The organism is Roseovarius mucosus (genome assembly GCF_002080415.1).
In the GTDB taxonomy this organism is placed as follows: Bacteria; Pseudomonadota; Alphaproteobacteria; order Rhodobacterales; family Rhodobacteraceae; genus Roseovarius; species Roseovarius mucosus_A.
Window position 1 is genome coordinate 1,584,561 of record NZ_CP020474.1, and the last position, 26,167, is coordinate 1,610,727.

At 59.7% G+C, this 26,167-nt stretch carries 14 protein-coding genes; 5 read left to right on the top strand and 9 right to left on the bottom strand.

Going from position 1 to position 26,167, the window contains the following annotated elements; genetic code table 11:
* Positions 1 to 8: 8 nt before the first annotated feature.
* From ROSMUCSMR3_RS21840 to ROSMUCSMR3_RS07815, 9 genes are all read right to left on the bottom strand, one after another.
* Positions 9 to 6,449, bottom strand: a complete 6,441-nt coding sequence (locus ROSMUCSMR3_RS21840; protein ID WP_237183554.1) for an RHS repeat-associated core domain-containing protein — start codon at positions 6,447 to 6,449, stop codon at positions 9 to 11.
* 36 nt (positions 6,450 to 6,485) lie between these two features.
* The gene (locus ROSMUCSMR3_RS07780) at positions 6,486 to 9,281 is read right to left on the bottom strand and encodes a leucine-rich repeat domain-containing protein (protein WP_081506954.1); all 2,796 of its coding nucleotides are present in this window, start codon (positions 9,279 to 9,281) and stop codon (positions 6,486 to 6,488) included.
* Between the two features lie 18 nt (positions 9,282 to 9,299).
* The gene (locus ROSMUCSMR3_RS07785; protein ID WP_081506955.1) at positions 9,300 to 11,258 is read right to left on the bottom strand and encodes a hypothetical protein; all 1,959 of its coding nucleotides are present in this window, start codon (positions 11,256 to 11,258) and stop codon (positions 9,300 to 9,302) included.
* Positions 11,259 to 11,334: 76 nt separating this feature from the next.
* Entirely contained in the window at positions 11,335 to 12,675 is a 1,341-nt protein-coding gene (locus ROSMUCSMR3_RS07790; protein ID WP_081506956.1) for a hypothetical protein, read from the bottom strand.
* Positions 12,672 to 16,505: a hypothetical protein gene (locus tag ROSMUCSMR3_RS07795; protein ID WP_081506957.1), complete on the bottom strand. Its 3,834-nt coding sequence runs from the start codon at positions 16,503 to 16,505 to the stop codon at positions 12,672 to 12,674. Before ROSMUCSMR3_RS07795 ends, ROSMUCSMR3_RS07790 begins: the two co-directional genes overlap by 4 nt.
* Positions 16,502 to 17,806, bottom strand: a complete 1,305-nt coding sequence (locus ROSMUCSMR3_RS07800) for a hypothetical protein (protein WP_157667272.1) — start codon at positions 17,804 to 17,806, stop codon at positions 16,502 to 16,504. The genes ROSMUCSMR3_RS07795 and ROSMUCSMR3_RS07800 overlap by 4 nt, the downstream gene beginning before the upstream one ends.
* Complete coding sequence (locus tag ROSMUCSMR3_RS07805; RefSeq protein WP_237183555.1) at positions 17,803 to 18,885, bottom strand: hypothetical protein; 1,083 nt, start codon at positions 18,883 to 18,885, stop codon at positions 17,803 to 17,805. The genes ROSMUCSMR3_RS07800 and ROSMUCSMR3_RS07805 overlap by 4 nt, the downstream gene beginning before the upstream one ends.
* Positions 18,886 to 19,713: 828 nt before the next feature.
* The gene (locus ROSMUCSMR3_RS07810; protein ID WP_008283122.1) at positions 19,714 to 20,625 is read right to left on the bottom strand and encodes a DMT family transporter; all 912 of its coding nucleotides are present in this window, start codon (positions 20,623 to 20,625) and stop codon (positions 19,714 to 19,716) included.
* The gene (locus ROSMUCSMR3_RS07815; protein WP_081506960.1) at positions 20,622 to 21,137 is read right to left on the bottom strand and encodes a MarR family winged helix-turn-helix transcriptional regulator; all 516 of its coding nucleotides are present in this window, start codon (positions 21,135 to 21,137) and stop codon (positions 20,622 to 20,624) included. The genes ROSMUCSMR3_RS07810 and ROSMUCSMR3_RS07815 overlap by 4 nt, the downstream gene beginning before the upstream one ends.
* 330 nt (positions 21,138 to 21,467) lie before the next feature.
* Between ROSMUCSMR3_RS07815 and ROSMUCSMR3_RS07820 the strand changes: the two genes are divergently transcribed.
* The 5 genes from ROSMUCSMR3_RS07820 to ROSMUCSMR3_RS07840 are packed head-to-tail and all read left to right on the top strand — an operon-like array spanning position 21,468 to position 26,151.
* Entirely contained in the window at positions 21,468 to 22,346 is an 879-nt protein-coding gene (locus tag ROSMUCSMR3_RS07820; protein WP_081506961.1) for a glycine betaine ABC transporter substrate-binding protein, read from the top strand.
* A 58-nt stretch (positions 22,347 to 22,404) separates the two neighbouring features.
* Positions 22,405 to 23,925, top strand: a complete 1,521-nt coding sequence (locus ROSMUCSMR3_RS07825) for an HAL/PAL/TAL family ammonia-lyase (protein WP_237183556.1) — start codon at positions 22,405 to 22,407, stop codon at positions 23,923 to 23,925.
* Positions 23,922 to 24,551 (top strand): ABC transporter permease, encoded by a 630-nt coding sequence (locus ROSMUCSMR3_RS07830; protein ID WP_081506962.1) that lies wholly within the window; start codon positions 23,922 to 23,924, stop codon positions 24,549 to 24,551. Before ROSMUCSMR3_RS07825 ends, ROSMUCSMR3_RS07830 begins: the two co-directional genes overlap by 4 nt.
* Positions 24,551 to 25,210, top strand: coding sequence for an ABC transporter permease (locus ROSMUCSMR3_RS07835; RefSeq protein ID WP_081506963.1), 660 nt, complete (start codon positions 24,551 to 24,553; stop codon positions 25,208 to 25,210). Before ROSMUCSMR3_RS07830 ends, ROSMUCSMR3_RS07835 begins: the two co-directional genes overlap by 1 nt.
* Positions 25,207 to 26,151, top strand: a complete 945-nt coding sequence (locus ROSMUCSMR3_RS07840; protein ID WP_037298920.1) for an ABC transporter ATP-binding protein — start codon at positions 25,207 to 25,209, stop codon at positions 26,149 to 26,151. The genes ROSMUCSMR3_RS07835 and ROSMUCSMR3_RS07840 overlap by 4 nt, the downstream gene beginning before the upstream one ends.
* Positions 26,152 to 26,167: the final 16 nt, after the last annotated feature.

The window sequence follows — 26,167 nt, forward strand, 5'->3', positions numbered from 1 at the left end:
TTTGCCTGCTAGTAGTGGTTGCGCGGGTTGATCCCAAGCATCTCGCGCAGGTCGTTTTCGGTGATGTCGTCAGGGCTGTTCACGCCACCTACACCTGTGGTGCGGATCTCCTCGTGCCATGCACTTTGCGGCGACCCGTCCAGACCAGTGTAGTTCACGATTGCCGATCCGACATCGCCGCGCATCCCATGAGTGGCGTGGATCAGCTCATGGCCCAAAACCACGCCCGGATCGGGCGTCTCGTAGGACAATGTGCCGGTTGACGCGTCATATTCTGGCAACGCCGGCAGGTAGGATGGGTCATAGACAAGGTTGATATCACCCGGCGTGCTCGACGTGAAGGGCTGACCATCCGCCCGCGCCCCCCCAGCCGCATTGGCCTGAAAGCTGATTGTGGTGGTCTGCGGGTCCTCCACGATCCGGCTGACAAGCTCTCGCCCGGTGTCAAAATTGGTCTCACCGGTAAAGAAGCTTTTGATATCGAGCCAAAGCCCGTGCAGCCAGCTTTGGCTGATTTCGCCAGTCTCCATATCCACCCGCGCAGTGGGATCAACGCGTTGCAGACTTTCCTCGACCTGCCGCCTATAGGCCTCATCGCCCTGCACGATGCCTTCTAGCCCTGTGGGATCAATGAACGACATCGGGTTGTTGTTGGCATAGGCAAAGAGAGTGCAGGCGATGGTGTTGCCTACGCAGCGCTCGGGGTCGCTGAGATAGAGCGGGTCAGGCGAGATGAAGCGCCCCAGCGCCGGATCGTAGTAGCGCGCCCCGTAGTAATAGAGCCCCGTCGCATCATCGAGATATTTGCCGGTAAAGCGGTGATGCGTCTTTTCACGCGGCTTCTCGTCGGCGACGGCCTCCTCATGGCTGGCCCAATCGGATGACAGAATTTGGGGCTGATGCTCTGTGCCATAGGCGCGGTAGAGCATCTGTTCGACCGGCACACCAGCGCTCGTCATCACGTAATCCGAGGAATCCAGATGGTCCTTGAGATAGTAGAACCAGCGCCCTGTCCCGTGTTCCATCCGCACCAAGCGGGTAGAGCCGATATTGACAAAGCTCTCGTCCCCTTTCGGCCCGCGATGGAAAGTTTCGGTGGGAAAGAGGTAAAGCTCTGCGGCACCCGCATCGTCGAGCGGCACTACGTCCTTGTACGTTCTCCGCCCGGTTTGGTCGTAGCCAAAGAACACGTCATGCTCCAAGGTCTGCGCCCGGATCAGCCGCCCATAGGCATCGAAAACCGTTGCCGTTACCTTGGGGCTCGCGGCCAGCTGACCAAAGCCGTCAAAGCTGTAGGGCGCAGCAGAGGCACCAACCGGGATCAGGTCCGTATCGGCATCCGAGGGCGGCACCAATGTTTCCCCCGCAGCCATTTCGTCATTCCGCGAAAAGGCACCGGCATCGGTGTATTCAAACGCCGCGTGTTCGCCGTAGCGCAGGTACCGCACCAGTTGGTTGCGAAAGTCGTAGTGGAAAGTGCCCGACCGGTCGACATGGCCATGTGCGGGCGCAGGCCCAGCCGCCAGACGGTCCACGATCTCGGTGATCGAACCATTCCCGTTGAAGGTCATCGAGATGTCCTGCAACGCCGTGCCGTCACCTGTCCGCGTCACGATTTCTTCGAGAAAGAGCGTTTCGCGGTTATAGGTCAGCTCGGTCACGGCCCCAGCGCGGTAGGCAATCTGATCAATCCGGCTTTCGGGGTTGTAGGTGATGTCCTCGATCACCGTTTCCGGCCCGCTGAAATCGGGATGGGTGATCGCAACCCGCCGCAGGTTCCGGTCTGGCCCAAGGGCAAAGTCATAGCCGAGACCGCCCGGCCCCGTCGCCCGATTGATCCGCCCGTCGAGCGTCTGGTGAAAGCTTTCAGCAAACACCTCGCCCGCGATCTCGATCTCGTTCTGGACCATGCGGCCATTGGCATCCCAGCCAAAGCGCTGGATGCTGTCATGCCGCCCGTTAGGATCGATGACCTCAATCCGGGTGTGTTTGCCCAGAGGCAGCGGGATCGGCGTTTCGAAGGCCGCCGCAACCTGCAACGTCTCGGTCACGTCATAGGCGTATCGGATGCGGTCCTCGCCATTCACCGTCTCGAGCAGCTTGCGGTTCAGAAGGTCGTACTCAAAGGCGATCACATCGGTGGTGCCATCTTCGGCTATCCGCGCCTTGGACCATTGTCTGCCGCGCTCATCGTAGAAGTAGTAATGCGTGCCCAGCCCCGGGATTTGCTGGAATTCCATATCCCCGACAGAGTTGAAACGAAACTGCCGCGGCGCCTCTTCGCCCGCGAGCCGGATTGCAGTCAGATAGCCAAAGCCGTCGCGGTCGAACCGGGTGACAAGCGAGGTGCCACTTGCATCGCCGATCATCACTGCGTGGACGCCAACATCATTGACCAGCCGGTGCTCTTCAACCGACATGGAGCCGCCGTGCTGGTCTTCGTAGGTGGTGATTGTGGTCATGCCCCAAGGCGCATAGCTCTGGGTGGAAAATTTGCCTGACGGATGCGTTTCCTCGATCATCCGGCCCAGCCCGTCATAGCGATAGGCATTGCCGTGGCGGCGTTCGGGTTCTGGCACCTGACCCGAGGCAAAGGCTGCCTCAACATCCGGCACGGTTTCTGTCATGTAAGGTGTCCAGCGGAAGCTCAGCAGCTCATTGCGGTTGAACTCCGAGTATTTGAACATCCGAACACCGCCCTCAGCCACATCCTCCATCTCGGCCAGCTGATTGCCCCGTGCGTTGAACGCAGCCAACGAGCGCACGAATTCGCTTTCGCCCTCCGGCGTGTCGGCGGCGGAGGGGTAACGGCGCAGCGAGGTCAGGATCATGGACGGCGCGCCGTTCAGGCCAAAGCGGTAGGCATAACGTTTTTCCGACCCATCCGCGCTTAGTTCGCGCAGCTTGCGGCCAAGCGCGTCGTAGTCGTAGTTGATTTCCATGCCCAGTGGCGTGGTTTGCCCAGACAACCGCCCGGCAATCCCATCATCATAGGCCATCGTGGTAACCTGATTGCGGCTGTCGTCTGAGCCGTGAAACTTGGTATGCGCCGTTGGCAAGGTGCCGGTTTCGTCAAAGGTCACGCTTTCGATTTTCGACAGATTGTCGGACATTTCCACGACGTTGCCGAACCTGTCATAGGCCATATTCTTGAGCAGCGTATGGGTGGCGCTGTGCCAGTCGGCAATCTCTGGCGGAACATCTGCCAGACTGGAGAATACGTCGATCGCCCGCATTCCCAGACGCCCCCCATTTTCCGGCAGGTAGGCAAAGCGTTCCCGCGACAGAAGGCGCGTGCCTGCCACGGTTCGCCGCGCCGATGCGGCGTTGACAATGCCAAGCGGTGCCAAAGTGGCGCGCGCCTCTGAGTAATCGGTTTCCGTCACCCGCGCATAGCCGGGCATGACCTGGCCCTCTGGGCCGGTCAGTTCGACCACGGTTTCGGTTTCGCGGCCCGCATAGTTGAATTCGTCGAATTCCGCGAAGATGCGCGTCTTGACCGGGTTCACGCATTCTGTGTCGCTTGGCTCTTGCACGTGCTGTGGCCCCGCCGCAGCGGTCAGCCTTTCCTCGGTCTTGCGCAGCCAGCTGACATTGGCAATCCCAGTAGGCGCTGTCTGCCATGTATTGCTTTCACAGGACAGCATCGCGCCGGGCGTCGGCAATTTCTGGGCCCGTGTCGCAGTAGACAGCGAATGTAGCCCCGCCGCATTCGGATCGAGCGACGCGGACCCGGCAGCTGCAGCAAGCAGCACCGGATCGGCATCGACCGCGTAGGTCTGCCGGATACGCAACTTGCCAGCAAGGTGAAGGTCGGCTGTCACATCGGCAAAGGCGTAATATTGCTCGAACGCGATCGAAGATTTCTGGGTATCCGCCCCGCCCACGAATTCGTCGCCATAGGTGACACGCTCGACCTCGGAAAAGCCGATGAAGCGGCGGTTGATCACGTCATAGAAGGGCTTGTGGTAGAAGTATTCCTCGACCTGCACATCGCGCCGCGCCGCGTTTGCCACGCCTTCAGAGGTGACCATCTGTTTTGCCACCACCACCGGAAAATGCAGCGTCGCGGTTTCGCGCCCCGCCGCGCGATCGCGCAGCATCTCGTCGGTGGAGGTTGCATAGCGGATGTCGTGCCGCCGCCCGCTCTCGAAACTCACCACTGTCAGCAGGTTGGCCTTGACCAGTTGAATCTCTGTGGTGCGATTGAAATCAATCACCACGACCGGCGCAATCTCTGGTCCACTCGCCTGTTGGAACACGATGATTTCCGCCTGCCCGTCGGCATCCAGATCAGCCACGCGCGAGCGGAAGGAATTGGGCGCATTGCCCACCTGCACCCGAGCATTCAACGACAGCCGCAGGCTTTCATCCGCAAAAGAGCCATCGCCAAAGCCCAGCCAAATCTGAATCTCGTCGGTACGGCTGCCCATCGAGGCAAAGTCGCGCACCCCATCGCCATTGGCATCCACGTACCACATCGACTGCACGTTGTCGGACGGGCTCATGCCCCTTATCGCGGTGAACCGCCCTGCCCCGCATTTTGGGTCATTCAAGCGCATATCCCCCCAGAGCAGCGCACCCGCCTCGCGGCTGAAAATGTTGCCCTGGTTCTCGTAGATGCAAAACCCCTGATCAGCGACGTTGATCGTCACCAGATCGGGCAATCGATCACCATTCACATCCGTCAGCCGGGTCGACTGGCGGCTCAAGAGGCCCCCATCTTGGCTGTCCATCGGCAGCACCTTGGACACCCGAGCGAAATTGATCGCATGGCCCCCGTCTGGCTGGCGTCGGGTAAGGTTGAGGTAAATCAGCGCCTCGGTCCGGCCATTGGCATCAAGCCGCGTCGCGACAATGTCGCTTAGACCATCAAGGTTCACATCCACAAAGCGGCCATTTCCGTCCGAGAACAGCGACGGTGAAATCCCGTCCAGCGGAATCGCCCGCCCGATATAGGGGAAATCCCCGACCGCGTTGCCGTTAAAGACATGCAGCAGACCGTCCTCGACCTCTAGAATATCGGCATAGGTGTCACCGGTGATGTCAGCGAAATGGAACCGGTTCTCAACCAGCCTCGGCGTGATCTCGCGCGTCAGGCCAGAGGCTGTCGTGCGCGTCAGCTTCAGTGGGATAGACGTCTCAAAGGCCGATTCCAGAGCCCCTTCACCCAAGTGCACCCGGGTCACTTCGGTGTCGCTGGTCTGCACCACGTCAAGCAGCGCATCCATGTTCAGATCGGCAAGTTCCAAGTTTTGCGGCGAAATATCCCCCGCAAAAGCCAGGTTTGGCGCGGGAAAGACAAGCTCCCGCTCGGCCAGCTCTGCCGCCGTCCAGCTTGAATAGTCAAACCGCAGATCGGGGTAGCGCAGCGTATCATCGCCAAGCGCAGAGCCGCCGGTGTTGCCAAAGCGATAGACCGCGCGCAGCTGGTCTAGAACATTGACCGAATTGGGGTCGATCTCGCCCGCAAGGTCGGATTCGGCCATGGCCTGACAATCGGGATGGGTGCGCACGGTGAATTCGGTATTGTCATTCAGCGACCGGCCGATAAAGGCCATGCACCACTGGTCATAGACATCACCTGCGAAACTTGCCGTCACTTTGCCGTAGAGCTTGGGGTTCTGCTGACGCACTCCGGCGATATGGCTGACAAGGCTGGCGCGCGTGTCGATCAGATCGAAATCATAACGACTTTGCCCCCCGGCAAAGGCCACCCCGGTCAGGTAGGACCGTTCTCCGTGCTTTTCATATTCATAGCGCACTGCGTCACGGTTGGTGTTGACGCTCATCACCAGCGGCCAGCGGGTGATCGTGGGTTCGGCCGTCGCGAAATTGCCCTCGGCCACACCCTCGGCGCCAGAGAAATACATCCGGCTGCCATCCGCCATGCGCAGCTCAAACCCGGCTGGGATCGTTATTACCTCTTGCTCACCGGTACGGTCCAGCACGACCACCTCGAACGGCATATCGCGGCGCACGAACACCATCTGTTCTTCGGCCACTTCCGGGCGATAGCTCGGCAAACCGTCTATCTCGCCCAGATAGACCAGCCGCGCGCCCTGAAAGCTCAGCCGGTGAAAGAAATCGCCATCCAGCTTCCTGCCCGGAATGGCGGTGCCGAAATCCTGGTTCACGATCACCGAAGACCCGGTAAAGGACCATCCCACGCCCAGCCCCGACCCGCTGTCCCCCGCGAACTGGTTGTAGCTCAGGAAGAGGCCCGGACCGAACTTGCCTCGCTGCGGCAGCTCTGGCAGCGGCAGCGAAAAGTTGGCCGACCCGGTGTTGGCGTTGAGCTGGAACGCCCCCTCCTCTTGGCTGACCGTGCCGCCCGCAGATGGCAGCTGGATCACCGAAGAGGCGGATTTGTCATCAGCGGCGAACCCGCCCACAGGTAGGACCGCGAGCATGGCGGCGACAGGAAACGCTGTGTAAAATCGTGTCATGACAAGGTCCTTTCGGTTGGGACGTAGGATCGACAATCAGGGGTTTGACGGTGTGATGATGATCGGCACCGGCTGTAAGAAGTCGCGTCGGATCACCACGTTGGGATCGACCAGATTCGAATTGAGAATGAATTGTGGCTCTCGCTGGCAGATCACCAAGATCGGAACAGTGTTCTGCAACCCGCAAACCGGGTTACCCTTGATGTAGGGGTTTTTGCTGAGCAACGGGGTGATCTGATTGAGTTGCGCGATCTTGTTGTCCCGCAGATCGAGAAAGGACAGCTGCGGCAGCCCGGAAATCCCGCTGGTCACGGTCAGGCGGTTCTTGCGCAGGTTGAGGCTTTTGAGTTTGGAATACCGGCTGACCGCGCTTGGGTTCGCGATCTGGTTTTCCGTCACATAGAGGTGTTCGAGATCCTGTGAAAAGACAATTGGAATGGTGCCAAGCTGGTTCTTGCTCAGGTTCAGGGTTTTGAGCTTGCGCAACTGCCGCATCGGCTGCACATCCCTGATGTTGTTGTCATAAAGAAGCAGACTGGTCAGTTCCGGCATCCCGGCGATAGGAGCCACGTTGCTGATCTGCTTGGCATTGAGGTTCAACGATGTGACGCTGCGCGCCCATTCGTTGACGCCCCGGCAATTCTGGCTGCTCTGGCCCGCGCCCGCGGCCACCGCCATGATCGCGTCCACCGTACGCCTTGCATCGCCCAGCATCCCGATCTGAAACCTGTGCACGAGGCAATAGGTCAGCATCGAATTCATCACGACCGGCGCGTTCCACATCGTCGCGGTTTGCAGGCTTGGCAATTCGTCCAGAACGCGGATGTCGCGGATCTGGGTGTCGCGGAAATTGACCGATTGCAACTCTGGCATGTTGCGCAGAGCCCAAAGTTCGGCAATCGGGTTCGAAGAGATGTCGAGGTTCCGCAGCGCGCGCAAGTTGATCAGGCTGTCGTCATCCTCGAGCCCGGTATTCGAGGCATCGACAAATTGCAGCCGTTGCAGGAACCGCAGGTTGCTCACTTCGCCAACGGGGTTGTTGTCCAGCAAAACGTTCGTCGCGCTTTCAGCCACCCGGATGTAATCCAGCGTGGTCAGCCCGCGATCGCGCAGGTTGATTGTCGACATGGTCTTTAGCCGGCTTTCCGATGACCTGCAGGTTTGCGTCTGTGATATGCTCAATAGCGCGCCAACCTCTGTGCGATGCGCCTCACTCAGCGTTTCTGGTTCGTTGCGCAGGATGCAGGCCGACAGGTAGTCGCCGAAGGTCACCGGATTGCCCGCCATGCGCAGAGTGGTCAGCCGCTCCAGCGCGGCCAGGGGCCGCACATCGATGATCGCGTTATTCGATAAATCAAGCGTGATGATCTGCGTCAGCGCGGCCAGTGCCGAGACATCGGTGATCGTGTTGTCGGCAAGGTTCAACGATGTCAGATGGCTGAGGGTCGCGAGTGGTCCAAGCTCTGACAGGGTCTTGCCGGTGATCGTCAGCGCATTCGAGGAATTAAGTACGGTTGCCGCCCCCGAACAGGTGCTTTGCCCGGTGACTTCGATCATCGCGCGGATCGTGGCGCCGGTCTGGGTGGGCTCATCGCGCAACTGCACGCAAAAGGTGATGAAATCCGTGGGGCCACCGGTGGAGGCTGGATTGCCCGCGAGCTTGAATTCCACCTCGCTTCCAAAATTGGCCAGTTCGCTGAAATCGTCGATTTCGTTGTTGGAAAGGTCGAGTAACGTGAGCTGCGACAGACCAACCAGCACGCCGATGTCATCCGAGGTCAGCTCGTTTCGCGCCAAATCCAGCTCTGTCAGCTGGGTCAGAAATTGCAGAGGGGCGATGGTGTCCGGCACATTGCCGGGCAAGGACAGTTGTTGCAGCAGCGGCAGCGACGAAATCGGCCGCAAGTCGCTGATAGTGTTTCCACCCAGATCAAGCGAGGTTAGGTTCACCAAGGTGGCCAGTGCGGCCACATTGGCAATCCGGTTGTCGCTGAGATCCAGGAACTGCAACGCGGTCAGCCCTGCCAGTGGCGAGACATCCGAAATCTGGTTGCCCGCAAGCGACAGCGAGTTCAGATGCGACAGTGTCGCCAGCGGTGCCAGCGACTGCGCTCCGCTATTGTCGAGGTTCCGGCTTGTAACCGCGGTGAGGAAGTCCTGTGCCTGCCTGCAGGCCACCGTATTGCCCAGCGCGCCCGGCCCGCCCGGGGTGCCATTGAGGATCGCGCGCATTGTCGCTTCCTCTTCCGGCGTCAGGTCTCCTTTGGTGCACCAAGCGGCAAAGGTCTGGGGTGCCGTTTCGATGGGGGCGGCCCCCGGGCGGCACGCAATCTCGTGGATCCGGCCTGCGAAAAACAGGGTCGGGTCGCCCGGCGTGGCATTGGCAAGGTCAAGGTTCAGTGCCTCTACCAAGGCCGCACAGCCGGGGATATAGATCCGGTCGTGGGCCGCCTCGCTGCCGATATCAGCCTTGAATTGCAGGTAATGGATCAGCCCCTGCGACGTGTTCGCGGCAAAGACCGTGATCGGGTAATTCTCTGAGCTTGGGCAAAGTAGCGGGTTCTCCGCCGGGGCCGCATCAACGATGCTCTGATCGGTCGGATCAATGATCTGACTGGACGGGATCAGGAACCCCAACGCGGCAATCATCGTCTCTTCGTCGGACTGGCTTTCGCAGCGCACCCGATATCCCCGGCCTTCAGAAATCACCACCGGGTAATGCAGCCGGTCGCCCAAAATGTCAGTGACCAGCACCACGCTGACCTCTTGCGCCTTTGCGGGAAGGGCCAGCGCCAACACGATGAATAGAGGGGCAAGAAAGCGAAGCGTCATGGGTCTAATCCCTTCATTTTATTCAAGTATCTGGACGGTTCCCGCTCCGCAGGAGGGCCGGGTGTTATCCGCGGTCAGATTGTTACCGGGCAGGGTGAAGATGGCGGCGCTGCCCGCAGTCCAAAATGTGCCGACACAGGCAAATCCCTGCGCTGTCGATTGCATCAGCTGCGCCTCTGAAGCGCCGCGAAACTGCAGCGCTGTAGATGACCCGCTTTGCGCATCGGTGCTGACCAGCCGCAGGTTCGTGGCGTCGAGGGTCGCGTTGAAAAGCGACGCGCCCACCCGGCCAGTCAGCGTTACATTGCTCAGGATCATTTCCGCCCCGGCAGAGGCTGAAATCGCATACCGCGCCGATCCGAGCGTTGTGGGTGCCCCCGGTGCCCCACTGATCGCCAGCCGACTGTTGGACCCTTGCACCGCGATGGTGCCTGCCTGAACCCGCGTCGCCCGCGCATAATATGCGCCAGAACAGAGTGAAATGCCCCGTTCCGGCGGCAGCCCGGCATCGCCATCGGCCACCATAATCACCCCATCGGTGACCAGAGTGCCGCCATCGGAATGCAGCCCGATCGCCTCTTGCGGCACCTCCTCCAGACGCCGCCGGAGAGTTACGTCGCGCAGCATTAACCTGAGATCGCCTCGGCTATGGATCATCACGCGGGGCGAGGACAAAAGACAGGGCGACGCCGCGCCAGAGGCACCTGCGGGAACCGTCAAGATGGCCCGTTCAAGCCCGGGCATCGGGGCGATCTCGACCTCAGCAAAGCCCCGCTCTGCGTCGATCATGAGCGGCACTGTTGCTGTTACGGCCTCAGGCAGATGCACGATGAGTCGCGTCTTGCCAGCGCAGGAACCGCTGGCATGGAAGACTTCCGGCACCAGCGGCAGGCCCGGCCCGATCACCCTTATGCAGGTCGCCGCACGCGCCGCGTTACAACGCATCGCCGCCGCTTGACCGGCCCCCAAGTGCGCCGCCCGAGCCATGGATTTCCAATCGCCCTCGCCCGGCACGATGCCCAAGGCACTGGCCACCGCCGCACAGCCCTGTAGCCAGAGCGCCCGCCCGTCAGCAAAACGCAGACCCGACAGGTCCCGCCCCAGAATATCGAGCGCGGCCGGCGTCTGTTCCACGCCCTCAAAGCTCAGCGCAACGTCGATCCCCGGCAGGGCAAAGAAACCATGGCTGTGATCATATCCATCACAATTCCGCGTGCAGATGTCAGCAAAGAGCGCCGATTGCACCGCCTCCAGCTCCTCGAAACCCAAGGGCGACACCACGTCCTCCTCGGGTACGGCAAAGAGCATACGCAATGCGGCCTTTGCGGCCTCCAGTCTTGCGCCACCTTCAAGGAACAGGGGCGCAATCTCGACCCCATCGAGCCGCCGGATCGGCAGATATCCCCGCCCCTCGCCCATCGGAGCGCTGGCAACCAAGAGCGTATCGGGCAGCCCCGCCTCGCTCATGAAAAGCTCTGCACTATGCAAGGTCCAGCCCTCTGCACCGCTGTCGGCATCGGGGACCACCGGGCCCTGAGCCTCCGCCCCGGGCCCGCAATTGATTGTCAAACGAAGCTCCAGCGGATCAGGCTGGCCAAAGCCCTGAAACCCCGCACCTTGCGCGCGTTCGCGAATGCTCAAGGCGGTCTTGATCGCCTCGCATTTCGCATCCACCGCGTAGAACCCCGCCCCGTTCGGCGCGGCCAGCAGATACCGCCCGTTTGCCGTCAGATCGGCCCAAATCGGCACGCTACCGGGCCATGCGGCCTCGGCCAAAGGTGGCGGGTTGCAGGGAATAGCGGGATGTGCGCCAAGTGCCGCGCTGTCCGTCAGATCGACCTGCGTTCGGTCTGAAATGGGCCGGTCATTCGGCATCTCGATCAGCGCCCTCACTGCGCCCTCGCTTGCGCAACCTGCAAGTTCCACCGCCTGACCGCCAAAAAGCGCCACGTAAACATCCACATTGTCGTCCGTCACATACCGCGCCAGCGCGGGTTCCTCTGCCCGCGCGGCACCTGCCGCAAGGCAGATCAGCGAGATGAGTACCCCCTCCTCATGGCATCTGGCCCATACAGGTCAGCGCCGTCGCGGGCGAAAGGCCCACCGTCAGGAACACATCATCAATCCCCGCTGCGCGGCAGAAATCGGCAACTCCGATTCTCTGCTCGCCGTCAAAGTTCACCTGCAAATCGCCACCCTTCATCTGCCCCTGCGCATTCAGGCAGATCGGGTTATTGGTCAGCGCGGGCTGGCGGCAGACATGCTGCGTCGCGATCATCCGACGGCGGCTGGCAAGTTCGCAGAAATACACCCGGCAAAGCTGGCCGATCAGCGCCCGGTGCTCTGCCTCGGACTGCACCACCGCGCGCACATCATCCACCAGTTTGCCCGCCCGGGCCGCATAGTCATCGGTCTCGACGCGGGCCAGCTCCTCTGTCAGTTCCACGCCCCGTTCCACGATCTTTGGCAACAGGTTGACGTTGTCGCTGGTCATGAAGAGCCCTTCTTTCCAGCGGTTGAACTCGTCGAGGATGGCCGTCGCCCGCAGGATGCTTTCGCGGTAATTCTCGTAAATCGGCGTCATCTTGGCATCGCGCTCTGTCTCGTTGGCGCTGTGGTAGGCGGTGTATTCCGCGTTCACCGCGGCTGCGCCGTCCTTGAGACCCTGGATCGACGCGCCTGCCATAGCGAGCACGCCCTCTGCACGCTCGCGCTTGCGTTGGAACATGGCCGTGATGGGGCTTTCAACGCCGGTGAAATAGGTCTGGACGACAGCGTCGGTGGCTTCGTCGACAAAAACGTTCAGCTCGGTTGCGGTGATATTGGTGATCAGCCCACATTCCGCGTCGAACCCGGGGGCAAGGACACCGGAATAACACGAAGCCATTTCGCCCAACCGCGTGTCGAGCGTATTCGGCACGCCCAGATCCTCGGCATAGTCAAAGAGGGCAAAGTCCCACCGGATGGCGTTCAGCTCTGCCTGGCTCTGCATCCTCGCGGCGCAGAAATTGTCCCGCGCGGTCAGGTCAGCATTGCCAGAGCCGCGAAAAGTCTCGAGGTGGCGTTCTGCAGTCGCGCAGTGCCCCAGCCCGGTCAGGAACCCCGCCAGTTGCTGATGTACCACCGGAAGCCCCTGCACCTGCGCCCGGTTGAGGAGTTTCAAGACACGGTCCAGCTGTTCGGCCGAGCGGGCGGGCTGATGGAACTGGCAGACGCCTTTTTCAAACGCCTCGATCCGCACATCGTCAAACGCAGAGCCCTCGCAATTCGGCGCCCGGATGACGGCGCGTTCGATCACGTAACCTTCGATAGAATTGCGCGCCGTATCGCGTGCCTCTGCACCTGGGGCCGCGATCAAAACGGCCAGCGCCGTCAGAGAGACAAATCGGCTCATGGCGTGCTCGCAAATAGGAAGAGAAGGGTGAAAACCGCGCCTTCAAACGGGCAATCGGATGGGTTCACGGCCAGCTTGTAGGTTCCGTAAACCGGCGCGCCGAGGAATGGCAGAATCGCGTCCTGATCGTTGGGCGGCCCGGGCATGCGGGGGAATTTCCGCGCCGCAAAGCGGTTGAACTGCCAATAGCTCAGTACCCGGTTCAGATCGGCCTCGTTTGCGGCCATATTGTAGAAGGTGTGCTGCCCACCCCTGCTCGGCCCGATGATCCGTTCCGGCACCGTCACTGGCGATCCTTCGGCCAGCGGCCGGAACACCGTGCCGGACCCAAGATGGCTCAGCGTGTAGGTATTCCACTGGGCCCCAGTGCAGGTGTACTGCGCCCCGATCAGCACATCGATCAGCGTCATCGTTTTGCGCTCGCGAAACTTTTCGTCCCAGATGACAAAGAATCCGGCCTCGCGCATCGCGTCGTCACTGCCCGCGAAGGGCGAGATTTCAAAGGTCACTTCCTCGTCGAGCGCCAGTTTCTTGATGAAGCCCGATTGCGACGGCACCACCACGCGCGCCACCTCGATTGGAATTTCGGTTTCGTCAAAGAACCTCTGCCCCTCGATTTCCGAGACCAGCGCCGTCAATTGCGCCGCATCCTTGACGTAGGTCAGCGGATAATCCTCGCGCCGGCCGGTGATGCCCAACACCAGGGAATACCGTTGCCGCATCAGGTGCAGCAGCCGGTTCGCCGTGGTCAGGCTGGTGCGCTTGGCCGAAATGTAATCCGGGATCCCGCGCAAAAGCTCGCTTAGTGTTTCTTGACTCGCGATGAAAAGCTGCCGCCGCTCGTCCGGGTCGTCGATCTCACTGGCAAGGTTGACCATCTCCTCGCGCTGCGCGGCCACCTGCACCAGCATATCCGCCTGCACCTGCTCGATCTGCGTCTTGAGCTCTGCCCGCTGGCCCACCAGCTCGATGGAACCTTCAAGTGCGTTCACCAATTGCTCGGTATTGCCCTCTTCGCCACGAATGCGCGCCTCGACAAAGGCCAGTTCCGAGTTGGAAATCGCCAACTGCTGATCGGCCTGTCTTTGCCGCAGCTCGTCAATCACGGTGGTCACTTGCTGGCTTTCCTCGGCCAACCCTTCGACCGTTGCGCGGGTCATCTCGATCCGCTCGATCCGTCCCTGAGCAGCGCCCACCAGCGCGCCCAGCTGCGCGTTATCCTCGGTCAGCTGCGCCTCGTTCAGCGCCAGCTTTTCAAGCTCAAGCTGCAGGATGGCGATCTCGTTGAAATACCGCTCGATGAGCCCTTCTTGCTGCAACCGATCAAAATCCAGAAGCGCGTTTTCCTCTGCCTGCAATTCCATCGTCGCCAACATCCGGGTGTGCTGCGCCTTGAGCCTTGCGACCTGTTCATCAATGCCAAGCTGCGCGTTGTCGCAATCCACCGCGGCCATCGATCCCTGCAGCTCAAGCTCTTTAATCGCCTGCAGCCCCTCGGCCCGTTTCCCGGCCAACTGGAAATGCGCCCGATGAAGCGCCAGCGCCTTGACCGCTTTCTCGAAATCAATCCGCTCATTGGCCTCGCGGATATTGGCCAGCTGCGTGGCAAAGGCACGGACCTGACTTTCGGTCTGGATGTTGATCTTGCCGAATGCCAGCGCGGTATTGAGTGCCACGCGCGCCGCTTCCATCACCGCATAGGCGGGCTTGTCCACCGTGATCGTGGTGTAGACGCCGCTTGCCATACCCGCAGCGGCAACCGTGGTTTCCGGCACCGCAGCCAGCGCCGCATAGGCGCCTTGCACGACGGCCAAACCAGTCTGCAGACCCAAAATTGTGTTCTGAAAATCACTCGCCCAGCCCGTCACGAAATCAAGCTGCTCATTCACCTTGTCGCGCTGCTGTTCCAACCCGACCCGCTGCTTCTCCAACAGCGCCTTCTCCGCGTCATAGATGCCCTTGGCAAAATCCACCTCGGTTTGCGAAAAGCCATTGCAAGAGACGGCGCCCAGTTCATCCTCAAGGCTCAGCCCGCTGTCGATGAGGGTCGAGGCCTCGGCCATCGGCTCAAGCTCGGCCAGTTCCACAGGGTCGCCGATCACACATTTCAGTATGAAGGCTCGGCCAAGGATTCTTGCATCGTTCAGCTTGGCGCGCAGTCCCGGCTCGCTGTCAGTGCCGCACATCGTGTCTTGGTATTGCACACGAGTGAAAGACGGGCTGACCACGTCGCAGGGTTCCTCGCCCGGCAGAGCGGGGGCAAAGGGCGTGTCCAGCGTCTCGCCGATGAGAGCAAGCTGGTTTTCAACGCCGCAAATGTCCTCTCGGATCACATTCCGCCGCAGCGCGTGCACGTCCACCTGTGTTACGTCGATCCGGTCGATCCGCTGCTTCGCGCCCTCGATGGAACTCTGTGCATCGACAATCCGCGTTTCCAGAATCGCCCGCTGCCGCACCAGCGTTTCCAACTGCGTCCGATTGCGCGCCAGTTGCCGGTCATATTCCCCAATCTGGCTTTCCAGCGACGATACCTGCAGATCAAGGTTCATCCGCGTCATCTCGAAACTCAGCAGCCAACGCAGTTCCGCTCGCCGCTCGATCTCTGCTTCCTTGGTAATCGCGATAAGGTCGAGCGCCTGGCGTTCCTGCAATTGCTGGCGGCGGTTCTCGAATTCCGCGATCTTGGTGGACAGCGCAATCTCGAGGTTTCTGATCTGTTGCCGTCGGCTGAAGGTGTCTAGCTCTGCGTCCAGCGCGCTTATCTCTTGCTGCACTTCGCCGGTCAGGATCTGCGCCTCTGTTTCCAATTTGCCGATCTGATGCGCGAGAAGATTGATCTTTTGCCCCCGCACCACGCGGCGCTCATCAATGGCGCGTGTCGCCTGCCCCTCGGACGCCGCCGACCATTCGCGCACAATGGCCTCCATCCGCGCCTCGACCGCCTCCAGATCGCGTTTTGTCCGGTCAAGCGCCTGTTGCAGCTCCTCAAAAGGGATCGTGGTGAACGCCACCGGATCGATATTGAGAAAGATCATCCCCCGTCTCAGGCTCTCCATTCTTGCCTGCAACTCACCTTCGAGGATCGTGAGATCGGCGCGCAGATCATCATAGGTCTGTTCTGCCGGGATGTCGGTCTTGGTCTCGATCAGAGTCCAGAGCGCGAACTCATATTGCGTGTGCGCTTTGTGCAGGTTTGGCTGATCTTCCAGCGCGGCACCCGGGATCACCTCTAACGCCTCGCTGACGGCAAAACCCAACGATTTGACGCGCGCCTCACTCATCGTCTGATACCAGGTGTCGCCCACAGTCATGCGCAGCCTGATCTTGACGCTGCTCAGCCCCACAAGCTGCCGCGTATAGGTGCGAAACGCATCATCTGCCTCGGCGCTTCCTTGTTGCCGGGCAAGCAGTTTCAGCCCCCGTTCGGCCACCGCAATCCCGTCTTCTGCATGTTGTTGCGCGCTCTGCGGCGACAGCAGCGTGCTGTCGCGGCTCAGAACACCTGCGGTGGAGAGAAATGGCAGGTCAGAGGCCAGAAAGAGCCGGTAGCGCGCCAGTTGCAGATGGCAGTCAAAGCCACAGACCTGCGCCAGCCGCCCGCCTGGATCGGACCCGCAGCTATCAAGATAGGATTCCAACTCTGGCGCTACGTCCGACATGTATTTCAGGTCGCCCCGGAACGTGGCGATCTGCAGCAACGTGACCAGCTCGGCGGCGTGCAACTGCGCCTCCTCCGCCGACACGTCGAGGCATTGCTGCGCCTCTGCCCCCCGCCCCGGCAGGGCGGCAGCAAGAGCCAGCACAAGGATCAAGGAAAAGTGCCGGATCACTGCAATTCCTCCAGCAAATTGGCGCTGATCTGGCCGACATGGCGGGCCAGTTCGGCCATCAATTCTGTCTCAAGACTTGGGGAGGTGCCCGCCTCCACCAGCGCCCGTGCGCGCGCGAGGCAGGCGACGTAGGGTCCTTCGATTTCGCTCGACAGGACAAAGGAGTCGCGGTTCATATCCAGCCCGTCATAGACCGACCCAAGCCCCCGGCATTCCGCCAGCCCGTCATCTGGCAGCAGTTCGGCCAGCGCCGCCAGCTCTGTCAGCACCCCGTCCATGAGTGCCACCATCGCAACCATCTGACCCTGTGCCGCTTGGTATTCCGACATCTCACCCGGCTGGTTCAACGCGGAAAGATCCACTGCTTCCAGCTCTGCAATGGTCTTTTCGGCCTTCAGCTGATCGTTCTGTACCAAACGGATATTCGCTGCCGCATTGCCGAAAACGCGCTCCAATTCGAGGATCTCCGCTGTCAGGATCTCTACGTCCATCGCGGTGACGAGGCTTTGGAATTCTTCCGCTGCCGCGTTGAGCAGTGTCAGGCTGTCCTCCACCTTTGCCCGCGCCTCCAGCGCGATCCGCTCCCTTACCCGGACCTCGATCAGCCGCACGGTTTCGGCCCGCCCCCGCACCGGCTCGAACGCGCAGACCAGATCGGAGAGTGCCGATCCCCCCAGCCGCTCCGCCGCCGCCGCTTTCAACGGTTGCAGCGCGGCCCAGCCCTCAGCCGGTGTAATCTCCACGCTCGTCTCAAGCGCGCTGTCCTCAAGCGCCGCCATGCGCGTAAGCCTTGTGCATTTCTCCGTCAGGTCCGGCGCTGCAAAGTAAAGCCGCGCGGTGATCAGATAGGCCTCGAGCGCAGCAGCCTTTTGCCTCGCGGCCAGCGCCGCGACCATCTCTGACGGGTCTTCCTGATCCTCGGCGTAGTAACCCACACGCGTCAGGTAAAGCTCTGCCCATGCCAGCCGCCGCATCAGCGGCCCGGCCTCTTCTTCTGTTAGGGGGATGACCGGAAAGGCCAGTCTGGCCCCTTGGCCATCCGTGCCGGGGGCGGTCTCTCCTACCACTTCGCCGATGATCGGCACGCCGAAATCAACTGCCGGCTCGCGCACCGGCTCAGGCACAGCTGCAACACTTTCGAACATCTCGAACGCGGCAAGGTCAGGCGCTTCGCTACCCAACGTTGCCCGCCAGAATCCGTCGAGCTTGCTGATGCCATAGGCACGGTCCAGCACCGCGTTCTGCGCCTCTGCTGGCCCCGACAGGCATATCACGAGCGTGATCCACAAGAGCTGTCTCATCGGCAGTACCACACGCGTTCCGCGGCATTAGGCAGCGCGCAGTTGCCATTCGCATCCCCCAGCGACCGCCAATCCAGCCGAATATCCGACAGCGCCTCGCGCGCCGCATTGGCCGGGCTGTCCGCGCCCAAAACGCCCTCAAGCTGCGGGAACGGCCGTGCCGGATCGGTCGGCATCAGCACGCCGATCATATTGATATGAAACGCCGATTCCTTTAGGAACCCCTGCGCCTTGCGGACCGTCTCGGTCCTGACCTCGGCGTAATCTGCAGGCCCGAAACCCCCAAGCGCCACCCGAAAGGCATCCTCACGATTTTCCACGCGGCGCAGCCTTGCGCGGCCATCAGCCAGGAGCTGATCCAGTATCACGCTATCGACGCGCAGCGCCGCACCTTCGCCCGACACACCGCCGAACACCTCATCGAAAAGGCCGCGCACACTGCCCAGCACCCGGCCCGCCGCCTCGATCTCGATCCGGCGCAGCGCGATCCCTGTCTCAAGATCCGAGGCTTGGGAGACGAAGGTCCGCAGCGCGATGTTGAGCGTGCCCATCACATCGGCCACCGCATCGGGCGGCGTCAGGAAAATAGCTCTCGCAAACTGCGTCGCCTCTGCCGCTGCGATGGCCTGCACCCTTGCCCGGGTCAGCGCGCTTTCCGGACAGCCGCCCACCTGGTCTAGCTCGCCAAGCATCTGCGTTGCCTGATAGATCTGGCGCATCTGCGCCAAGGTCCCGAAACTTGCGCTTTGCCGGAACTCTGTGTCCACCGTACCGAGGTAATCGCGCAGCCATTCACGCCCTTTCACGACGGCCCGACATTGGAGCCCCGTCGCCCTTGCCCGTACGTGATTGCCGAAATACGCGGCACCAAGCGCGAATTTCTGGTCCAGCGTCGGGGCCACATCCTCGGCAAAGAGCGTTGCGATGATAGTGTCGTATTCTCCGCAGGCCAGCACCCGTTCGAGGCAGAGTTGATCCTGCTGGAGATCACATGCGGTGATCGTCGGCCCGCAAAAAGACTGCGCCGCCACCCGCTCTGGCCCCATTGTGGTCAGCATCATCGCGGGAAGCACCAACATCGCGCAAACGGCCCTTCTGGCCGTCAGTCTCTGCATCATTTTTTGTGACATCGACCCCGTGCCCGCATCCGGCATGGGACTGCAAAATTCACACTGTCAAAGTAAGAGGTTCATTGTGAAAGCGCAGTTTCCCAAAAAAACCGGAAGTCATCAAAAAAATCGTATCAACCTAGGATAGTATTTGGCCTCGATTCGCACAAGCTAAAGAAGTGTCCGATGCGAGCACGCTCCACTCAGAGATGATTCGCGCCAAACGCGAGCTGTACCCGTGGACCGGGCGCGTGACGCCAAAACGAGATAATCACGGTTATCTTTCAGACGCTTAAATCCGTCGCGTTGCCCCTAATCTGTTCCGCCTCAGTTTGTGTGTCGCGACTATTCTGAAACTGGAAAGTTCAGGAGGGATCGTCGTGAACCGAAAGAGGCCCTGATCACCCGGAAACGATGTTTCGCTTAAGAGCGTGAAGCGACGGCATACCGAGGTGGATTGTATCCGGCACTCTGGCACCCAGAGGCATCTAGCCAGACTGTCGTGTTGAGACGCAACTTAGAGCGCCCCACTGAAAAGGTGCAGTGCCTGATCATGCTGACGCTGTTGGATGTGGGGCAGCGCAGGTTGTCTGAAGCTACCCTTCACTTTGCACAACCGAAGACAGGATGCACATGTATCCGAGGTTCTATACCTTTGCTTGTGGGCCGAAAACCCCGAGTTGGTTGACCGTATCGGCGATATCCCGTTCTGAGGGGCTGGGCCCCATTAGGTCCGGCGGGGAAACCCGCTGGGGCGTAGCGGAACGACGAAAACTGCGAACGGACCTGTTGTGATCATCAGCCGCCACGGGATCTGAGCAAGGCAACAAGCGACACAATTACAAGCGTCATGCCCAGCAACTGGCTCAGCACAAGGCGTTCACCCAGGAAGACAATGCCGCCAAAGACGCCGAAGATGGGTGTTGTCGTCAGGAACATGCCCGCCAGCCCCGGTGCAATCCCTTTCAGTCCTACAATGTAAAGCCAGAAGGCGAGGGCGTACTGGATCAGGCCCGACAAGATGGCGAGGCCCAACGCGGGCAAAGTCACCGACGCTGGAAGCGACTGCCAACCCGCAAACAACGCAAATGCGCTCAGGATTACGACCAGCCCAAGGCCAGCGGTTTGCTGCAACGCAGTCAGAAGGACCGCAGGCATCGTCACGGCAAGCTTGCTGGACGCCAGAACATAGGCAGCCGCAAGCGCTGTGCCGAAGAGGACCAAGCCATCGCCCAAAACCGACCCGCCCCCAAGACCTGCAGGATCGGTCAGGGATACAAGTGTCACGCCGATGACTGCGGTGACGATCGCCACGATCGCCCTGAGGGTTGGCCGGGTCCGGAACAAAAGCCATGCGCCGAGAAAAATGAACACGGGCTCGAGGGCTGCGATGACCGAGGCATTGCCCGCCGTGGTCAGGGCAAGGCCCGGAACACCGACGGCATAGGCTAATCCGGGTTCAAGAACGCCCGTGGAGCCAGCCCGCACCATCGGTCGAAAGGCCAAAAGAGACGTGGAAGAAAGAAGAACAGCAGTCCAAAGCGCGGCAACACTGGCCACCAATTGTATGACCAGCAAGATGAAGGGATCGAAAGCATCAAGCGCCCCTTTGGTCATGACGGTCGCGCCCCCCCAGCACGCCGCTGAGCAGAGCATCGCCGCCACGGCAACCGAGCGTGACGGGACAGGATGGCTTATGGCGTCGGTCATGCGCGTGACAGCGCGACGGCCTGAATTTCGACGGGGCAATCATCCTGCCCGCAGACCCCTTCGTCACAGAAGCGGCAAATGTGATCCGCACTTTGGCGGCTTTTCGTCAAGGCGGCGAGGATACGGGAAAGTGCGACCTCCAGCGTTGCCCGTTCCATGGGCGTAAGTCCCTCGGTCAGCGGAATCAGTATCTCGCTCTGCGCCTGTCGCAGATCCGCATAAAGCCTAAGACCTTTAATGGTCAGCGAAATCGCAACTTCGCGCCGGTCCTGCCCATCGCCGCGCCGTGCCAGTCCCTTGTCCGCCAAGCCATCAATCAGCCTTACTGTCGCCGAATGGCTAAGCCCGATAATCCGCGCAAGTTCCGACAGAGTAAGTGCGGAATGCTGGCCCAAGGTCAGAATCGCACCTGTGTTTGATGGTTTTAGATCCGCATGCCGTGCCATCGACATCGCCTGAGCATCCGAGATGGCCGTGGCTGCTGCGTTGAGCAGGTTTGCTAGTCTGTCCATGGTGAGTCTCTGTGTTATATGTATGCATCATGCATATATAATTAAACGGCGCTGTGTCAAGCGACCTGCATGGCTTACGGGTGCCATCGGTCTTGCCTGCCCCCTTGCACCATTCGCGACATCACTTGGGCGATGAGGTAAAATCGACAGCGCCATTTTATGCTTGCCTTAAATACATTTATGTCCATACATAAAAGCAAGAGTCAGATCCTTCATGAAAGACTTAGCTGTAAATTCCAGCAGCCTGGGCGTGGGCGCATACTCTTGATCCAAAGGTAACCTTCGAAGGGGCCAAAGAGCTTGCCTTCGATCCGAACAGGGAAATCTCCAATGAAAAATCTTGTGACAACTCTGGCAACATCCGCGGCGCTGTTCATTGGGCAAGGGGCGCAAGCAGATAATTTTGTCGTTGGCACCAAGAACTTCACCGAACAATTCATTCTTGGTGAAATCTATGCTGCTGCGCTGGAAAGCATTGATATTCCGGTTGAGCGCAAGATCAATCTTGGGGGTACGCTGATTGCCCATGCGGCGCTCACGGGTGGGGATATCGACATGTATCCCGAGTACACCGGCACGGCCCTGTCTGCGGTTGTCAAAGGCGAGATGTCTTCTGACGCACAGGTCGTGTATGATACGGTGAAAAGCTACTATGATACAGAATTGGATCTAAAGTGGCTGGAGCCTGCCCATATCAACAACGGCTATGCCATGTTGGTGCGCCGGGAAACCGCTGAGAAATACAACCTCAAAACACTGTCCGACCTAGGCGTTGCAGCGCCAGAGCTGTCCATTGGCGGAGGGCCGGAATTTCCTGACCGTGCTGACGGGCTGGTCGGTCTGCGCAATGTCTACGGGGCCGAGTTTCGTGAATTCCGCATGTTTGCAAAACTTGGGCTGCGGTACGATGCCTTGGCTGCGGGTCAGATTGACGTGAACAACGGGTTTGCGACTGATTGGCAGATTGCAGCTGAAGACTATGTCGTAATGGAAGACGACAAAGGGCTTTTCCCCCCGTATTTCGTGGCACCCGTCGTTCGCAAAGACGCGCTTGAAGAGTTTCCGAGGGCCGAGGAGATGCTGAATCGCGTCTCTGATCAGCTGGACAATGACATCATGCGGACCCTGAACAAGCGGGTAGAGGTCGGGCGTGAAGAAGCGCGCGATGTGGCACAGGATTTCCTGAAATCCGTTGGCATTATTGACTAAGGAACGTGCAAGGCAGGTATGATCCTGCCTTGCGTTTCTAACTGATCGGACCCTTTTCATGATAATCAATATCGACTCTCGGGGAGTGTCGGCGCGCACGATTTTCAAGATCGCTCATGACTTCACACCGGTAAGTATTTCCCCCGATACCGCCAAAACAATCGCAGCAAGCTATTCATGCTTGCAAGAGCATGCGGCCAGTGGCCAAGCGATTTACGGTGTAAGTACAGGTCTTGGTGCGGCCGTGGATACGGTCATGAAGGTGCGCACGGGCGATGACCAGCATTTGATTCCAAGGGCGCGGGCCGTTGGGGTGGGTCGTATCGCCACCGAGGTCGAAGCCCGCGCCATGATCGCCACGCGTTTGTCGCGTGTCTGCGTTGGTCATTCTGGAATGTCCTACGCTGTGGCCGCTGCATTGGCAGGGATGCTCAATCACCGCATTGTGCCCCGCGTTCCGATGCTTGGATCTGTCGGAGAGGCAGATTTGGCCCCGATGGCCCATATCGCAGAAGTTCTGACCGGTAGAGGCACTGTTATCCGCGCTGATGGCAGCCTGACAGACGGGCGTACCGCTTTTCTTGAGGCCGGACTAGAGCTGCCAAAATTTGGTGTCAAAGACGGGCTTGCGCTGGTGTCATCGAATTCAGCCGCCCTTGGGCTTGCCGCGCTTGCCATCGCGGATGTTCAGCGTGTCTTTGCCGCGCAAGTGGCAGCGGTGGCATTAAGCTATGAAGGGTTTCGCGCCAGTATCGCGCCACTCGCACCCGCAGCGACGGCGCTGCGACCAGCCCCGTATCAGGGCACAATTGCCGAAAGCTTGCTGTCTTTACTCGAAGGCGGCAATCTGATGGAGCCCAAAGCACAGCGGCGGCTGCAAGACCCTTTATCGCTGCGTTGTGTCAGTTCGGTTTTCGGTGCGGTGCAATCCACAATTTGCCACGCCCGCGACGCCGTTGCCTTGGAACTGGCGACCAGCGACGACAATCCTGCGATCAATACGGCGCTTGATCTCGTATTGCCCAACGGGAATTTTGATCCGACCCATGTGGCCCTTTCCTTTGATACAATGGCACTGGCCCTAGCGCGTCTTGCCGCGATGACGGGCGAGCGGATCATGAAGATGATGTCCGCCGAAATGTCTGATTTACCGCGGTTTATGGCACCAGACGTGGGCGGTTCCAATGGTTTCGCAACAGTGCAGAAAACCGTTTCCGCACTGGTCGCAACGATTGGGCAACAGGCGATGCCGATGCCATTTGCCGCGATCCCCGTTGCGGATCGGGTTGAGGATTACGCATCTTTGTTGATGCCCGGCGTTGAGAAATTCTCGGCCATCGTGGAGAACCTGCGCTATCTTGTCGGAATCGAATTGATGGTTGCGGCGCAAGCGGTTGATTTGCGAACAGGCATAACTTTGGGGCAAGGCACGGCAGCGATCCAGCAAGCAGTAAGGGCGCTTGTTGCGCCATTGACCCAAGACCGTGCAGCCAGTCCTGATATTGTCGCTTTGGCCGAGGCGATCCAGCAACAAAGGTTAGGCCCGATCCTCACTGAACTAGAGGAACAGCTTTCGTGAATTGGTGGCCCTACAACCTCGACCGGATCGGAATCGCTTTACTAGAGCATTTGTACCTTTTGATTGTGCCAATCACGATCGCCTTTGTGATTTCCTTGGCCGTTGGTATCTACAGCGCCAAAAAGCCTAGACTTTACAGCTTCATCATGATCGTGACGGGCATTCTCTTTGCGATCCCCAGTCTGGCCCTATTTGCGCTTTTCATTCCAATTTTCGGCATTGGCACAATTCCTGCGATCATTGGGCTGGCGGCCTACTCGCTGATGATCATGATCCGAAACATCGCGACAGGCTTCCAGAATTTGCCGCCCGAAGTTATCGATGCCGCACATGGCATGGGCTACGGGCGTTGGCGGCGGATTTATGAGATCGAATTGCCTCTTGCACTACCATTCATCATCGCCGGGCTTCGGATTGCGTCAGTCACCGTGATCGGGATTGCCACCATCGCGGCATATATTAATGCCGGTGGGCTAGGCACGATTATCTTCGAAGGCCTCGATCAACGCTATCCCGAGAAGATTCTTGTCGGTGGGGCGCTCACCTCGGCATTGGCCTTGTCAGTAGATTTCTCCCTTTCGAGCATTGAACGGAAGCTGCGCAAAACAACCGGAGGGGCCGTGTAATGAACCTGCTTGACGCATTCACTTGGTTCCTTGCTCATAAATCCACCTTTATGATCGCGCTGAACCAGCATTTATGGATGTCTGCTGTGGCCATGTCTATCGGGGCGGCCATAGCCATTCCGTTGGGGTTCTTGGTGGCACATTCACGGCGCGCATCTTTCGTTGCGATCAATATCGTGGGCGCCATTCGGTCGATCCCTAGTCTTGCGATCCTGTCAGCAGCGTTGCCGCTTTTGGGGATTGGCTTTCTTCCTTCGGTCGTTGCACTCATCGTGCTTGCGGTGCCTCCGATGTTGTTGAACACGGTTGTGGGCGTGGCCGAGGTTGACCTAACGGTCACCGATGCCGCAACCGGCATGGGCATGAGCCGTTTGCAGATTGCGCTGCATATCGAGTTGCCATTGGCCTTGGGGCCGATCATCTCGGGCGTCAAAATCGCCTCTATTCAGGTTATTGGCGGTGCAGCATTGGCCTCATTTGTCGGGGGCGGTGGTCTGGGTGATTTCATCAGCACCGGTATCGCGATCATGGATATGCCAAGGTTGCTGGTCGGCGCAGTTCCTATCGCTCTCCTGGCGATTGCCGCTGAGGTTGGGTTTAGCTTTTTAGAACGCCGCGTGTCGTACAGAAACGTCAACCTTTCAGGAGAGCCGGGATGATCGAGCTTAGGAACGTCACCAAGACCTATAACAGTGGCGGCCGTCCCGCTGTTGACGACGTCAGTCTGCAAATCGAAACCGGCACCACGGTGGCACTGATCGGGCCGTCGGGCTGCGGCAAGACCACGACCATGCGGATGATCAATTGTCTTCAAGTGCCAACATCAGGACAAATATTGGTCAATGGGCAAGACGTGACCAAGGTTGATCCGCAGGTCTTGCGGCGCTCTATTGGTTACGTGATCCAACAGGTCGGTCTGTTCCCGCATATGACGATCTCAGAGAACGTGGCGACGGTGCCACGCCTATTGAAACATGATCCGGCCAAGATCCGGAAGCGGGTGAATGAGATGTTGGAACTTGTCGGGCTGGACCCTGACGAAATGGGACCGCGGTTGCCAAACGCGCTGTCAGGTGGTCAACGTCAGCGGGTCGGGTTTGCCCGTGCGCTGGCTGCGGACCCCGAGGTGATGCTTATGGATGAACCTTTTGGCGCTATTGATCCGATCACCCGCAGCAAGGTTCAGACAGAATTCAAGGAAATCCTGAAAAAGACAAACAAGACAGTGGTGATGGTCACCCATGATCTGGACGAGGCGCTTAAGATGGGCGACCGCGTTGCGATTATGCGGGATGGCAAATTGCTGCAATATGATGCGCCGATTGATATTCTGGCGCGTCCCAACAGTCTTTTTGTGGCGGATTTCCTTGGTACGGATCGTGCGCTGAAACAGCTGAACCTGATTTCAGTGCGTGACAGGATGACCCCTGCGACGAGCACCGATTTTCCAACCATCGCCCCAAGTGCCAGCTTGCATTTTGCGCTGTCAGAAATCCTCGCCCAAAAGGTCGAGGGCCTGATTGTCCGTGAAGATGGGGGCCCTGTTCTTGGCTTTATCAACCGTGCTGCGGTGCTGGGCCCAGTGGCTCTTGCCTCTTAGTGCCGTTACAACTTCT

Coding starts and splice junctions, on each gene's coding strand:
- ROSMUCSMR3_RS07805 (WP_237183555.1), bottom strand. CDS start 18,885: ATGTTGGTGCTTCCCGCGATGATGCTGACCACAATGGGGCCAGAGCGG.
- ROSMUCSMR3_RS07810 (WP_008283122.1), bottom strand. CDS start 20,625: ATGACCGACGCCATAAGCCATCCTGTCCCGTCACGCTCGGTTGCCGTG.
- ROSMUCSMR3_RS07790 (WP_081506956.1), bottom strand. CDS start 12,675: ATGAGCCGATTTGTCTCTCTGACGGCGCTGGCCGTTTTGATCGCGGCC.
- ROSMUCSMR3_RS07800 (WP_157667272.1), bottom strand. CDS start 17,806: ATGAGACAGCTCTTGTGGATCACGCTCGTGATATGCCTGTCGGGGCCA.
- ROSMUCSMR3_RS07835 (WP_081506963.1), top strand. CDS start 24,551: ATGAACCTGCTTGACGCATTCACTTGGTTCCTTGCTCATAAATCCACC.
- ROSMUCSMR3_RS07820 (WP_081506961.1), top strand. CDS start 21,468: ATGAAAAATCTTGTGACAACTCTGGCAACATCCGCGGCGCTGTTCATT.
- ROSMUCSMR3_RS21840 (WP_237183554.1), bottom strand. CDS start 6,449: ATGACACGATTTTACACAGCGTTTCCTGTCGCCGCCATGCTCGCGGTC.
- ROSMUCSMR3_RS07840 (WP_037298920.1), top strand. CDS start 25,207: ATGATCGAGCTTAGGAACGTCACCAAGACCTATAACAGTGGCGGCCGT.
- ROSMUCSMR3_RS07825 (WP_237183556.1), top strand. CDS start 22,405: ATGATAATCAATATCGACTCTCGGGGAGTGTCGGCGCGCACGATTTTC.
- ROSMUCSMR3_RS07815 (WP_081506960.1), bottom strand. CDS start 21,137: ATGGACAGACTAGCAAACCTGCTCAACGCAGCAGCCACGGCCATCTCG.
- ROSMUCSMR3_RS07780 (WP_081506954.1), bottom strand. CDS start 9,281: ATGACGCTTCGCTTTCTTGCCCCTCTATTCATCGTGTTGGCGCTGGCC.